We start from the raw sequence: 13,007 nt of genomic DNA on the forward strand, positions 1-13,007 counted from the left end.
AATGGTTACAGATTAAATGAATCAGGTATCGTATTTCTCTTACCAGCAGACAGTAAAGTTATCCTCTGATCTGAATGACAGACAAGAAAATACTTCACACAGGATATATTTTAGTGTTTACTCGAGTGCAGGTTGTCCCTGATAATGATAGCGATACTGCTTGACAATGTAACCTTTCTGATCTCGGATTACACGCAACCGTTGCAGCGAATCATACTCATAGGTGAGTGTTTTGCCATCTACTCCACTGACTGTCTTTACTCCTATCAGTGGCAAATACGTATAGGTGCTTACCATCGCTTTGGGAATGGTACGAAGCTTGGCCAAATCATCCAGGTAATCATCTATTGTAGGACTCTGGGCAATGGCATCCACCACACTTTGTCCGCCTATCGCATCAAGCACCTGCTGATAGGTAGCATTTTTAATCTCAGCTACCGGATACTGATGGCCATAGCCCCACAGATAAATCAAAGGAATATCAGAGGGTTTGCTTAGCTGACGGATATTGGCAAATGAATCATAACTATAACTGATACGGCTCTGATAGCGGTTGTCAATAGCAAAGCCTGTGGCAGTAGTGTTGCCAAACGGTAATTGTCCCACTGCCCGATTAGAAAACTTAAAGTTAGCCAATGCAACTGGCGAAGCAGTCTCAAGTAGAAAGGTCTGATCTTTGCAAATTGAGCAGGTTGTCTGATAGGTAGTGATCTGTCCGGAAAGAATGCTGGTGGTATTGTCTGCATTGACCTGATAGCTTACAGTTTCGATTGGCAAGGCATGCAGGAAACGGGTTTTCATCGCATCAATGAAAGGAGTACCTGCTGGATAATCTTCCGGATAGGTAGTAATGCTAACTAGTATTTTGCCATCACTGCCAGTTGTTTCACTACGTGTAGGCAAATAGTGTGACGGGTTGTCTGAAAAACTTCGGCTTACAGAAACCACCGGATGGGCAGTTCCCTGGGCATCATAGGAAACCGCAGTTTGAGTTTGGGTAGTATTATTCTGCCAGCGAAAGGTCATCGTGTACGACTTCCATGTCCCCCAGAAACGATAGGACTTTACCGATTGTAATACGACAGTGTTAAAACTGGATTCCTCTTTCTGAATCAAACGTAACTGATTGTCTTTTTTCTCATAAATGTTTTTCTCCTGTAAAAATCCATTCATGTTTTTATCTTCATTCACTGGAAAGTCAGGAATATAAATACACTTATTTTTAGCCGTCGGATAACGGATCAAATCTGGTTCATTATAGTAATAGTATACCTCTCGCCCTGCATCATCGTTCTGTCCTGTGCTAACAGAAACCTTACTATATCCTACACTACTACCCTGTGCAGTAGAACTTAAAGGATAGGTTGAGGACGAACGTATCAGATATCCTTTATAAGATAAATTATTTTCATCAAAGTAATCTACAGGAAAAAGGTACTTAATCACATTGGACATTAGTTTTCCGCTGCTTTTCTCTATACCATCTGTATAATTATAGTTGTAAGTACGCACAATATCCTTGGAAAGATTGATTCCATCTGAATCGATTGTTTGTCTAATGCGAAGTCCACCTCCGATTCGGGCGGTTGCTGTACTAAAGTTTGGAAACAAAATCTTAAAAGATATATTAAGCACCTCAATCCCTGTCTTAGGATTCTCATATAAGGGAGTACGAACAAAGATGTTTTTAAATACGATTCTGTATCGACCTGGGTACATAGTAAAGTCGTATCCAGGCGAAGTAAATGTTTCACTCGAACAGTCGTAGGGATTGCTTTGTCCCGGATTCTGCACCTGCCCCAGACAACCTGTTCCTGAACTGGTATACACAGGAGTAGGTCCTAACGTTCCATCAGAGTTAACAGGATAAATGGCAATCATATCACTTGGGCGTGCATAGGCTTTAAGAAAAACAAAAGATCCATTGGTCACAGAGAACTTTACATTCGTAGTTTGAGAGACCTCGAATATGTCTGACATTGTAGTGGGAAGTAAATTTCCACTAGCATCGAATTTGTCTACATTCCCTGCTGTAATGATTCTCATCTCATAACTGTCATCGCTTTCATTGACTAATTCTGGACGCAGTTCATAAGTATTAGGTTCAAATTCAAAACTGGTGAATCCTCCTGTAGGATAGATTATTTTAGTTAAAATACCAGCCTTCATATAAGGATAATCTTTTTTTCCATCGCTTCCAGTACTTCCATAATCTGGAGTCCGGATACAAAATACATCCTGCCCTTCGTCTGAAGAGTTCAGAATGGTAACAGCAGTTGAGCCAGAAGGTTGATAACGCATTAGAGGAATTTGTGTTCCTGTTACGATGGCATTGTTCCACTCACCATTGTAATATCCCCAGTGGTCCTTATCAAAACTATTTTTGGAAGGAAGAGACTTTCGTTCATCATAAAAGAACTGATGTCTTTTTTCTGTATTTTCAATCACTTCCGTTAATTTCAATCGTTGATATTCTTGTGTTTTTCCCTGATTAAAATAGCCATATTTCAGTTCAAACATTTTATTGAATACTGCATTGGCGGCATTCAGTGTTCGATTGGTCGCAGTAATCTTAATTTGCTTGAGCCGCTGGGGAACCGCTGGGGTGAAGGTATATCCACTAGGAGTAGTAAATGTGCCCAGATAGCCTATATCCGTTCTGTTTTCAGTAATAAATTCTACTTTTCCATCGCCAAAATGAATTTCTTTCAACAATCGTTCTTTTGTTATTAATTGTGAGGTGGACACACTAGTACCTGCTCCGCTTACAGAATACCAAGCTCCACTGCTTTTTTCATTGCGCATTAGAGGAGATAAAGAAGCATAGTTGGTCGTCATATCATAGACAAAATCCACTGTTGTACCGGAGGGAGAAGTAATTTGATCCAGTTGCCAGGCACCAACCTGTTTGCAATTGATAGCGGAGTTGACATAGTCGTTATTGTAATCCTGTAATGCAAACGTCGAGCCATTACTACCAGGCTCTTCTCCATTAGATATATTTTCGATACACTTATTGTCTGCTGCTGCCAGAGTCGGCCATTCGCCAATACTTCTCCGAGTAAAGGTGAATTCTTTCGTTTCAAAGTGATATTTCATTCCATCTGCTGTAATGATTTCCCAGTAACCAGGTAAGTTGGTAGGAACTGTAGGCGTTGAGTTGGAATAATAGGTAATCGATATTTTCTGAGCATCCAACGGAATCCCTTTCATAATGATCTTTTGACCGGCAGGGGTAGAAGAAACTTTATCCAATATAAATTTACCGCTTTGTCCTCCTATGTTGTAATAAAATATATCAGGCTCATAATCAGCAACATTCTGATTATGATACTCAGTACCAGGATCATCCTCTTGAGGAAAATCCCATCCCTGCTGAGTCATAAAAGCCTCTGTCAGAGAAGGGTATCCCACACGTGTATTTTCCTGTAGTATATCATCATACCCTCGAATAGTCCGTGTAATGGTCCCACCAGCCATCAACGCCCAATTTAGACCTACTAAACTTGCTTCCTGGTCTACTTTTACTCCCTGAGCATGATAGGATAAAGATATGGGAAGTGTAATATCCCGATACTGAATCGTGTAGATGGGAATAGTCACATTGGGTAAACCAGTGTAAAGAGAAACAGGTACATTGCCAAATACACCCAGCGAAGCTGCATTAGGTGAGGGAGGTACAACCTTTGGCTGCCAATCTTGAGCTTGGACTAAAATTGTCGTTAGTAAGGCCAAAAAAAGCAATCCCCATTTCCTGTGACGGATTAGTGGAGATAAGAGTAAAATCTTAATCATAGTAAGTGGTAGAACTATACAGGTAACAAATTAAAACAGACAGACAGGAATTTTACAAATGAAACAGCAAGGCAAAGCTATGTACATCAAGCACTTAACCATGGCAAAATCTTTCTTTCAATAGGTTATTAAGAATTGAATTTATCTAATGCAAAGTACATGTAAACATAAGCTTGATATCTCTCTGGAAGGTTTAATTACAGAAAATAAAAAAGGTAAACATAGATTTTATCAAAAAAGAAGAAAATATTTTCTCCCTGATAAAATCCTATTTTAAGCTTAAAATCAAAAGTTTTTTCTAGGAAATGTTTACCTTTTGCTTTATTTGAAAACATATATACCTATTCCTATCATTGGGGGCATTGGTTAGTATATATAGCTTAACAAGCATAAATTCCTTACATTACCAATTTTAGTATTTTTTTCACACAATCGGCTGATTTGAAACACTTTAAGTAGAAAAAATTCATAAAATCCATATTTATCAGTTATAAAACGCTAATTAGTAACAAAATATAAATTCATATGATTTTATCTTTATTCTCGTCCATCTTTTCAGCAGCCACAATCTCAGAGAAGAAAAAAATATTCTCAGAGGTAAGAAGAAATTCCATTGTTCAGTCTCTATGTCTCTTCCTGTTTCTTTTAGGTGGACTAATCGAAGTTTCTGCACAGCAAACTAAAACACAGACAAAGCCGGGAAAGGTAGCATCAGCAAAAAGTACGTCTGCTAAATCGAGCAAAACAGACTCACTTACCTTCATCAAATCTCCAATATATACTTCTTTGCAGGAGGCACTCAAGAATCCTAAAAAAGTTTATAAACTTAAACTAGCTAATCTGGATTCGTTACCTTCTTCAATTGGGTCATTTCCTAATTTGAAAGTATTGGATCTGACCGGCTCTCATCTAAAAACACTTCCGTCTCAGATTGGTAATCTCAAACAACTACAAGTACTCAAAGCAGACTCCAATCAACTGTCTTCCCTGCCAGAATCGATTACTCAGCTCAAACAACTACAATTCCTTTCTCTGACTCATAATAAACTGACTTCTCTACCTGAAAAAATTGACTCGTTGCCTAATCTGAAAAGTCTCCAGATTCGGGGCAATGCAGAACTGAATCGTCTTCTTTCCAAGGACGAACTGGCTATGACCAAAACCTTCCAATCACTACAAGAAGCACTGGCACATCCGGATCAGGTGTATAAACTAGCGTTGAGCAAAGTGACTCAGCTACCTGAATCGATTGGTAGTCTGAAAAATCTGCAATCACTTTCAGTAGACAATGGAGCACTCACTACACTACCCGATCAAATTACTCAGTTAACCAAACTGCAGGATTTGTCGCTGGTTAATAATTCGATTAAGGAATTGCCTGCTTCGATTGGAAAGCTGCCCAACCTGCAAAGCCTGAATCTCTCACTCAATCCACTCGAAAAACTGCCAACAGAACTGGGTAATCTGTCTAAACTTGAATCGCTGACAGCTTTGCAGAATCGGATTTCTTCGCTCCCTTCTGAGTTAGGTAATTTGTCCTCATTAAAATCGCTGAATCTGACAGGCAACCAGTTAACGTCTCTGCCCGAATCGATTGGAAAACTGGGTAATCTACAACAGTTGAATCTGATGGGAAATAAGCTCGAAAAACTGCCCTCTTCTCTGGGAGATATTTCCAAACTGGAAAAGTTGAATCTGTTTGGAAATAAGCTCACATCACTTCCCGAATCCATCAGCAAACTCGAAAAATTGCAGTCAATGAATCTGTCTCAGAATGCCTTGCAAACCCTGCCTTCGCTGGATGGACTGAAAGGACTGGAGTCTCTTTCATTGAATGAAAATCCGCTGATAGAGCTTCCATCTTCGATAGGAGAACTAACTAACCTGAAAGAGCTGAATCTGGCTGGAGGAAAACTCTCTAGTTTGCCTGAATCAATCGGTAAGCTGAAAAACCTTTCTGCGTTGGATTTGTCAGCCAATCAGTTATCAAGCCTACCTTCTTCCATTGGAGGACTCGAGAAATTAGAATCACTCGATGTCTGGTCGAATAAAATTACTTCGTTACCTGAACAGATTAATGGACTAAGCAGTTTGCATGATCTGAAGCTGCCTACTCAGTATCTGTCACGAACTGAACTGGATAAGCTCCGAATGAGCCTGATGAAAACCAAAGTGGTTTCCCTGCCTGGATTGTAAAAGCATAAACATCTCTATTCGTAGTGAGAATCACTTTTTTTTATCAGCTTTTCTTATTGCTATTGCTGAGTATATCAGCCGTAGCACAAACACCTATTGTGTTCTCCAATCCCAGTATGGAAGGGTATGTTCAAATAAATATTCCTCCGCCAGGCTGGGATATTTGTGGAGAAGGAAGCACTCCTGACACACAACCAGGTTATTTTGGCGTGGTTACCCCTCCTTCAGATGGTAAAAGTTATGTAAGCATGGTTTGCCGGAGTAATAATACCTATGAAGCTATTTCACAAAAAGTCTTTCTTCAACAAGGCAATTCCTATTGCTTTCGGCTGGATCTGGCTTTTTCTGCTACGTTTACAGATGCAGATGGGGATCACCGCCCTGCCTGCCTGAGGGTATGGAGTGGCAATGAATCTTGTGACAGAAAGGAACTTTTATGGGTTTCTCCGAGAATTGATCATTACAACTGGAAAACATATCAGGTCTCTTTTACATCGCATCAGGCACAACCCTTACTCATCTTTGAGATTTATTTCACAGAAAGTAAACCCTATCTGGGTCGTCTGCTGATAGATCATATCCAGAGTGTAGAAAAAGCAGACTTTCTTCCCGAATCACTTACTGTCTGTGTAGATGATTCGCTTTTCGTAACAGCGGCCTCTTCTTTGCCAGAATCAATGACTCACTGGCAATGGCAGGATGAGCAGGGAGAATTACTCTCCAACGAGCAGAATCTCTGGATTCAAAAAACAGGAAAATACTATCTGACTGCCAGTAATGGATGTGTGATTTACAGAGATACCATGCTGGTAAAAGACAAAGAATGTGAGTCGGTATTTTTTATTCCCAATGTATTTACCCCCAATGCAGATGGACGAAATGAAATATTTGCTTTTCGGGGATTCAAACGGGAAGGATGGAATCTGCAAGTCTGTAACCGATGGGGAGAAATTGTCTATCAAAGTACTAATTATCAACAGGACTGGACAGCAGAAGGTCTTTCATCAGGTATGTATTATTACCGCCTGGAAAAAGCTGGATTTAAACCCAAACTTGGTTGGGTAGAAGTGTTACGCTAAAACTATTGTAGAAAATCATTGTCGATGAAAAACGTATGAAAACCTATTTATTCGGACTGCTCATACTTATGTCTGTTCTTGTTCAGAAAAGTTTCGCTCAGTCTGCTTCCGATTCGCTTTACACGCCACGAAAAGAAAAGCCCCAAAAGAAAAAGTCAAAAAACAGTCCATGGGTATTTGCGGGCAATGTCAGCTTTCAGATTAAACCGCTACTAATCAATGCATCTCCCCTACTAGGTTATAAGTTTACAGATAACTTGGTGGCAGGCTTGGGACCTACCTATATTTACAACAACGAAGGGTTGGTTTCCCCAGCGGTTACCAGCAAACCCAGTAGTAGCAAACCGGGTCCGATGCATGTGTATGGAGGCAGAGTATTTGTAGCCAGAAGGCTCTATAAGCCATTGTTTTTACAGGCCGAGACCGAAGCGTTGAATTATCCTTATTATGATGACAGGGAAGACAAAAAACGTGATTGGGTAGTCAATCCACTGGCAGGGATTTCGTTAAACATGAATATGGGTGGAAAATCGTTTTTTCAAATCACAGTGCTATACAACTTTACTTACAATAACAATGCTTTCAATAAACAATTGTATAATTCTCCCTGGATATTCCGCTTAGGAGCTGGTTTAGGTGGAAAGACGAAATAAATAGAGGTAGGTTGTCACACCTACCTCTATTTAGATTAATATTCAGAAGGCAGCAGCAGCACTCCATCTGAAAACCACAATGTGAGATAATCTGCTACAAAATCTGAGTAGGGAATGATCTCTTTAAACAATTCCCTGTCATTGCCGTCTGAACAATGCAGCTCAAAAACGTCTTCTCTGAGCCATGTAAGTTTCCAAACCTGAAAGTCTTCTTTAAGCAGATTCTTATTGAGCGCTGCCTCAATCAGGATTTTGTCCACTAGCCAGTAGCATCTATAGTGTTCAGCCATGTATTGTACTCCTTCCGTATAGTAGAGGCGAGAGAGCATATGGCGGTAATACGATTCGCTGCCTGTAAAGTGAGCCAGCTGTTGGTTTAAGTTCGGGATACGATTCGAAGAGCCGTTAGAAGAAGCATTCATAGAAATAAAAGATTTTGGTGAGGCCTAACCCTGTGTCAGGCGATAGCTTCACACCAGATGAAAAAAAAGGATCGGCTTTGGGTGGGTTTAGCAGGTAGCCTCTTGTTTTCAGGGGCTGAGTCCGTTTTAGGGCGGGAGGGGAATACTAAATGAGCTAAATAGGAATCAGGACACAGTCTTTACCCTTGAAAAGATCCTTTTTTCTCATCTATCTTTGCTTTCGCCTGTCACATAGTAGTGGGCGGGATAAAAGATAAGGAACAGGTCAATCCTGGACTTATCTTAAAAGTAGTATTTGTGAAGATGCATGTGGGTTATAATGGTTCAATCAAATCATCCACATAGAAGAATCCATATTTATTCCTCCAACCTATCTTGCGTAAATTCTTGCATAAGTAGTAGTAAATAAGAGGTCAACTAACTATAGTGCTATAGGCCATACAGGTAGAAAAGAAGGGCTATAAAAGCCCTTCATCGGCAAAGGAGAAATAGCCTTCACTGCTAAGAATCAGATGATCCAGAAGCGGAAGTTCCAGCATCTTTCCGGCTTGGCGAAGTTTTTCTGTCAGATCCTTGTCTGCCTGAGAGGGTTTGAGATTCCCGGAAGGGTGGTTATGGGCAACAATGATAGAGGAGGCATTGCAGCCAAGCGCTGCCTGGAAGATCAGTTTCACATCGGCTACAGTACCTGAAAGACCACCTTCACTGACCCGAAAGTAGGATACTACCTGACTGGATCGGGAAAGAAACAGTGCATAGAAGGATTCGCGATGATCGAGTGAGCCTTCTTCCCAAATTGACCGGAAGATAGATTCTGCTGTGTGGGAGGAGTCAATGGTTTTGGAAGTGATTTCCAGAGAGCGGCGTTTGTAGTGGATACGGATTTCGTTTAGATAACGCATGGTAGTGAAAGTTTAGGATACGGCCCGACCCTGTGTCAGGCGATAGCCCTCTCCCACCCGCCTATACGCACAGATCTATATTGGCTATAGCAGAGTCAGATCCTTGCTTTCCAGTGCCTTTTCCGATTTACGGTGCGTTAGAAAACTAAAGGATTAGTAGTTGGGAATGAAGAGCTAAAAAGGAAAAGGCAGCGTTTACACTGGAAAGTGTACGGATAGTAGGGTAGTTTTGCTCTCGTCTGACTCAGGCCACAGGCAGAACTTAGACTACAATAAAAAACTCGTTGTTACAGGGTTCGAATCCTAGTGGGATCACAACCCTCAATTATAGCTCTAAAAACGGTGTTTTTAGGGCTTTTTTTATGCCCTTTCCGGAAGAAAAAGCGCCCTGCTGATACTAATTTCCGTGTTTTCTACTGAATTCGCTTGCCCTGTTTTACAAACCACTTGCTCATTTCACTTGCTCTCTCTACTTGCTCACCTAAATGTGCTACTTGCTCACTTTTATGCGCTTGTTTGTAGGTGTTACTTGCTCTTTAGAAATATTTCTTTTTTTTGTGAAAAATTTACAGATGTTACATCTACTAACTTTTCACTAATTCATTTAATCATGCTTAAAAAATGAGTATTCTTTATTGGCTTAGAAAGAATCAAGTCAATCGTAAAGGTGAGTGTCCACTATGGTGCACTATCTCCATTGAACAAAGTAAAGCAGAGTTCTCCTGCAAGATTACTATTGATCCTGTTGATTGGGATCAAAAAAATCAAATAGCCACTGGTCCGCTTGCTGGACATATAAATGTTCAGCTGGAGTTGATTACTAAAAAGCTCCTGGAAATCAAATTAGCAAGCCATGCACTTGAGAAAACAGTAACACCTGCATTAATCAAAGATCAGTTTTTAGGGAAAACAATTTCCCGATCTACATTTCTGGAGATGTTCGAAAAATGTCTCAAGCGCAAAACTACTCTTAGCCAGACTACTAAAAAGCGCTATGAAAGAAGACTCAAGCACATAGAAGCATTTCTGAAGCTTCAGCGCAAAGACAAAATTTTACCTGAAGAATTCACGCCTGGTCTGCTCGAGGAGCTGGAGCACTATTTACGAACTGAGAAAAAAATTAAATCACAGGAATACCTCTATCGGTATATTGATTCTGTAAGAGAGGTATTACGATTTTGTAAAACAAAGCAGATTCCCATACACCTGGGAGCACTAGATTATAAAATTTCAAAAGGTAAACCTAAAACACCAATCTATATGACAGAGCAACAGATCAGCGACATGGCCGCATTTGATCACCAGAATTTTCACCTTATTAAAGCTAGGGATTTAGCATTATTTCAGAGATACACTGGCTTTTCTTTTGGTGATATGATGAGTTTCGATTACGAGAAAGATGTTATTATAGCCAATAATAAAAGGTGGATAAAGAAAGCAAGGGGTAAATCCGGACAGATAGCACTGTTGCCTTTTTTTGATGAGGCGCTGAAGATCCTGCAAGCCTATGAGTATACTTTGCCAAAAATCAGCAATCAAAAGTATAATGCATACCTGGGAACAATAGGAGAGCTGATAAACTTACCTTTCAAACTTACCAGCCATGTGATGAGAAAAACAGCTGGCGCTCTCTGGCTCCAGTCTGGTGTTCCGTATGCTCTTGTAAGTAGTATGCTTGGACATTCTAACATTGCTACCACACAAAAGCACTATGTAAGAGTAGATCTTACAGTATTACAAGCGTATTTCAAATAGGAAATTATTTGATTTGTCAAAAGGTGTTTTTCCCGTTTTTAACTGGGGAAAATACCTTTTTTCTTTCAGATACAATCCTTTTCATTTACCTGGATAGTCATTTTTAGTATTCATCAAAAAAATAGCATACTCAAAAACGAAACAATGAATAAAAAAACTCTCGTCATTTTAATGACGGTTATGCTTGGCACAACTTCACTGGCATTTAGTCAGACATTAGAAGAAAATAAGGTTGACGAATTCACCAACAATAAGGTCAAACGTACTTCTTGGGAAGCGTTAAATATGACAATGAAGTTTACTACCTATTTCAGGATATCACGAATTAATGATCAGGACTATTTTGATTTAAAGATGATGAAAGGAGCAGGTGTATTTTCTATTGATAAGGATCAGGAAATAATGTTTAAACTAAGCAATGGAGAGTTTGTTAAGCTTCCTAATCTCAGATACACTGTTACTTGTACAGGCTGTGGCGCTAAAGGATTAGCAGGTAGTACTGGACAAGGAATAGAAGTATCCTATCCTATTAATAAAGAACAATTTGAGCAATTGAAAAATAATATTGTTGTTAGAGACAGAATCTATACAACAGATGGCTATGTTGAGGATGACACTAAAGAAAAGAATGCAAAGAAAATTTCAGAAGCTTTAAAGTTAATAGAGAAATAAAATATTTGACATTAAGCAAAATACCTATTTAATCATACTCACTTTAAAGAAAAAAGATATGAAACTTAATATTTCTAAAGTAGAAGCCTGGCTTAGTTATATTATTACTCTTTTTGCTATAGTAAGAGAAAAAAGTGAAACACAGAGGCTTGTTTTTATAAGGGAAGATAATCACCATTTTCTGGTAAGGCTTGAAAAAGATCCAGAGGATATTGTAAATCTTGAAGTCGAATATGATGACATTCGCAATAAAATTTTAGATTGGATGGAAGATAGATATAATCTGAGACCTGTAGAGTTGAACGAAGATGAGTCTAGACGTTTCATATTATTATCTGATGCAGCTTATTATTTTGTTACAGAACGTGAACAAGAGGCTTCACCGGCAGAGAAGAATTTTATTGCTTGTCATTTAGATATTAAAAGAGTTTGGAATACCTACAATAGATAATATACTATTATATAAGAGCATTAAGAAAAGCCTGGTCAAACTAACCAGGCTTTTCTTATATTGAAATGTCTTATTAAAATTATTCATAAAAACCTAAATGTAATGAACAATTCATTAACTATTAGCCATGTTGTAAAACTTGGCAATGAAGGTCGAGAGATGACTATTTTCGATCAAAGTGTGGGAATTAGTCATTGTATGTATTTCGATGCCAAAAAAAACCTTCACACTATAGAAATACCTACTGAATTGCTTGGAGTTGTTGAGAAAGGCTTGCCTAATTTAATGACTTTTGAGATGGGCAAAAAAGTGTATTTAAGATCTAATTTAGACATTGAACTATGGTGTGCTGGGCTCAAAGACCATAAAGTAGCATGTTATTGGTGGAATGACGATCATATACTGCAACAAAAAGACTTTGATTCCAGGGTTTTAACTCCTGGTCCTGAACCAACACCTTATATTGGTTTTGCATTTTCAAGACGTAGAAATTAAATAAAAAACGCCTGGTCAAATTGTCCAGGCGTTTTCTTTAGCAATATTGTAATTTCGGACTGCAAATATATATTTGTACAGCTTATAAGTGGCAGGCTCTAGTTATCCTGCTCAGTTGTGCGAAGCCAGACGGGAGTGTCTGGCTTTTGCCTTTTATGCATTAGTAGCAAATTGAAATTTATAAAGGGTGTTTTTCCTATATACAACATGGGGAAAATACCCTTTTTCTTTCATAAAGAAAGACGTTGATTTACTGCAAACCTAAACTCTATTCAATATATGGACCCTATCAAATTTAAAGATCTGGATACCGCTAGTTTTATAAGTCATGACCTTACTGCACTTACAACGTCCTGCAAAGAGTTCTTTCTTAAGAACCCATATTGTATTTACTCAGAGTCTCATCTAGTCTTCAATGGAGTTGAATATGTGCTCATTGTCTTTTATAAAAAAGGAATGGCTCCAACACCTGCTAAGTCAGGTATAATTTAAAAATATTAATAAAATTGTACTAACCCGTTATTTGCCCTATGGTCCACGATGGAACAGGCTTGCTAACGGGTTTAGTTTTCTCTTGGAAAAATTTC

11 protein-coding genes are annotated in these 13,007 nt (G+C 39.0%); 8 read left to right on the plus strand and 3 right to left on the minus strand.

Going from position 1 to position 13,007, the window contains the following annotated elements:
* Positions 1 to 117: 117 nt before the first annotated feature.
* On the minus strand, positions 118 to 3,795 hold the full coding sequence (locus QNI22_RS31230; RefSeq protein WP_314517051.1) for a hypothetical protein: 3,678 nt from the start codon (positions 3,793 to 3,795) through the stop codon (positions 118 to 120).
* A 525-nt stretch (positions 3,796 to 4,320) separates the two neighbouring features.
* Here QNI22_RS31230 and QNI22_RS31235 point away from each other — a divergent pair.
* From QNI22_RS31235 to QNI22_RS31245, 3 genes are read left to right on the plus strand one after another with little or no spacing between them, the layout of a single operon-like run.
* Positions 4,321 to 5,991, plus strand: a complete 1,671-nt coding sequence (locus QNI22_RS31235) for a leucine-rich repeat domain-containing protein (protein ID WP_314517053.1) — start codon at positions 4,321 to 4,323, stop codon at positions 5,989 to 5,991.
* A 23-nt stretch (positions 5,992 to 6,014) separates the two neighbouring features.
* Positions 6,015 to 7,070, plus strand: a complete 1,056-nt coding sequence (locus tag QNI22_RS31240; RefSeq protein WP_314517054.1) for a T9SS type B sorting domain-containing protein — start codon at positions 6,015 to 6,017, stop codon at positions 7,068 to 7,070.
* A 35-nt stretch (positions 7,071 to 7,105) separates the two neighbouring features.
* Positions 7,106 to 7,723 carry a hypothetical protein gene (locus QNI22_RS31245; RefSeq protein ID WP_314517055.1) on the plus strand — a complete coding sequence of 206 codons (618 nt, stop codon included), beginning with the start codon at positions 7,106 to 7,108 and terminating at the stop codon, positions 7,721 to 7,723.
* A gap of 35 nt (positions 7,724 to 7,758) precedes the next feature.
* Here QNI22_RS31245 and QNI22_RS31250 read toward each other — a convergent pair whose 3' ends face one another.
* Positions 7,759 to 8,145 carry a DUF6876 family protein gene (locus QNI22_RS31250; RefSeq protein ID WP_314517057.1) on the minus strand — a complete coding sequence of 129 codons (387 nt, stop codon included), beginning with the start codon at positions 8,143 to 8,145 and terminating at the stop codon, positions 7,759 to 7,761.
* A gap of 458 nt (positions 8,146 to 8,603) precedes the next feature.
* Positions 8,604 to 9,047, minus strand: coding sequence for a JAB domain-containing protein (locus QNI22_RS31255; protein WP_314517060.1), 444 nt, complete (start codon positions 9,045 to 9,047; stop codon positions 8,604 to 8,606).
* 621 nt (positions 9,048 to 9,668) lie between these two features.
* On the opposite strand from QNI22_RS31255, the gene QNI22_RS31260 reads away from it, so the two are divergent.
* From QNI22_RS31260 to QNI22_RS31280, 5 genes are all read left to right on the plus strand, one after another.
* A complete protein-coding gene (locus tag QNI22_RS31260) occupies positions 9,669 to 10,802 on the plus strand; it encodes a tyrosine-type recombinase/integrase (RefSeq protein WP_314517061.1) in 1,134 nt (377 codons plus the stop codon).
* 144 nt (positions 10,803 to 10,946) lie between these two features.
* The gene (locus QNI22_RS31265; RefSeq protein ID WP_314517063.1) at positions 10,947 to 11,474 is read left to right on the plus strand and encodes a hypothetical protein; all 528 of its coding nucleotides are present in this window, start codon (positions 10,947 to 10,949) and stop codon (positions 11,472 to 11,474) included.
* A gap of 58 nt (positions 11,475 to 11,532) precedes the next feature.
* Complete coding sequence (locus QNI22_RS31270; protein ID WP_314517065.1) at positions 11,533 to 11,925, plus strand: hypothetical protein; 393 nt, start codon at positions 11,533 to 11,535, stop codon at positions 11,923 to 11,925.
* 102 nt (positions 11,926 to 12,027) lie between these two features.
* Positions 12,028 to 12,420, plus strand: a complete 393-nt coding sequence (locus QNI22_RS31275) for a hypothetical protein (RefSeq protein ID WP_314517066.1) — start codon at positions 12,028 to 12,030, stop codon at positions 12,418 to 12,420.
* A gap of 279 nt (positions 12,421 to 12,699) precedes the next feature.
* On the plus strand, positions 12,700 to 12,912 hold the full coding sequence (locus QNI22_RS31280; protein WP_314517067.1) for a hypothetical protein: 213 nt from the start codon (positions 12,700 to 12,702) through the stop codon (positions 12,910 to 12,912).
* The last annotated feature ends 95 nt before the right edge of the window (positions 12,913 to 13,007 follow it).

Origin of the sequence: Xanthocytophaga agilis, from assembly GCF_030068605.1 — a bacterium.
GTDB lineage: Bacteria > Bacteroidota > Bacteroidia > Cytophagales > 172606-1 > Xanthocytophaga > Xanthocytophaga agilis.

Excerpts from the sequence above, each read along its gene's own strand:
- QNI22_RS31245 (WP_314517055.1), top strand. The coding sequence starts at position 7,106 with ATGAAAACCTATTTATTCGGACTGCTCATACTTATGTCTGTTCTTGTT.
- QNI22_RS31250 (WP_314517057.1), bottom strand. The coding sequence starts at position 8,145 with ATGAATGCTTCTTCTAACGGCTCTTCGAATCGTATCCCGAACTTAAAC.
- QNI22_RS31270 (WP_314517065.1), top strand. The coding sequence starts at position 11,533 with ATGAAACTTAATATTTCTAAAGTAGAAGCCTGGCTTAGTTATATTATT.
- QNI22_RS31255 (WP_314517060.1), bottom strand. The coding sequence starts at position 9,047 with ATGCGTTATCTAAACGAAATCCGTATCCACTACAAACGCCGCTCTCTG.
- QNI22_RS31260 (WP_314517061.1), top strand. The coding sequence starts at position 9,669 with ATGAGTATTCTTTATTGGCTTAGAAAGAATCAAGTCAATCGTAAAGGT.
- QNI22_RS31230 (WP_314517051.1), bottom strand. The coding sequence starts at position 3,795 with ATGATTAAGATTTTACTCTTATCTCCACTAATCCGTCACAGGAAATGG.
- QNI22_RS31280 (WP_314517067.1), top strand. The coding sequence starts at position 12,700 with ATGGACCCTATCAAATTTAAAGATCTGGATACCGCTAGTTTTATAAGT.
- QNI22_RS31235 (WP_314517053.1), top strand. The coding sequence starts at position 4,321 with ATGATTTTATCTTTATTCTCGTCCATCTTTTCAGCAGCCACAATCTCA.
- QNI22_RS31265 (WP_314517063.1), top strand. The coding sequence starts at position 10,947 with ATGAATAAAAAAACTCTCGTCATTTTAATGACGGTTATGCTTGGCACA.
- QNI22_RS31275 (WP_314517066.1), top strand. The coding sequence starts at position 12,028 with ATGAACAATTCATTAACTATTAGCCATGTTGTAAAACTTGGCAATGAA.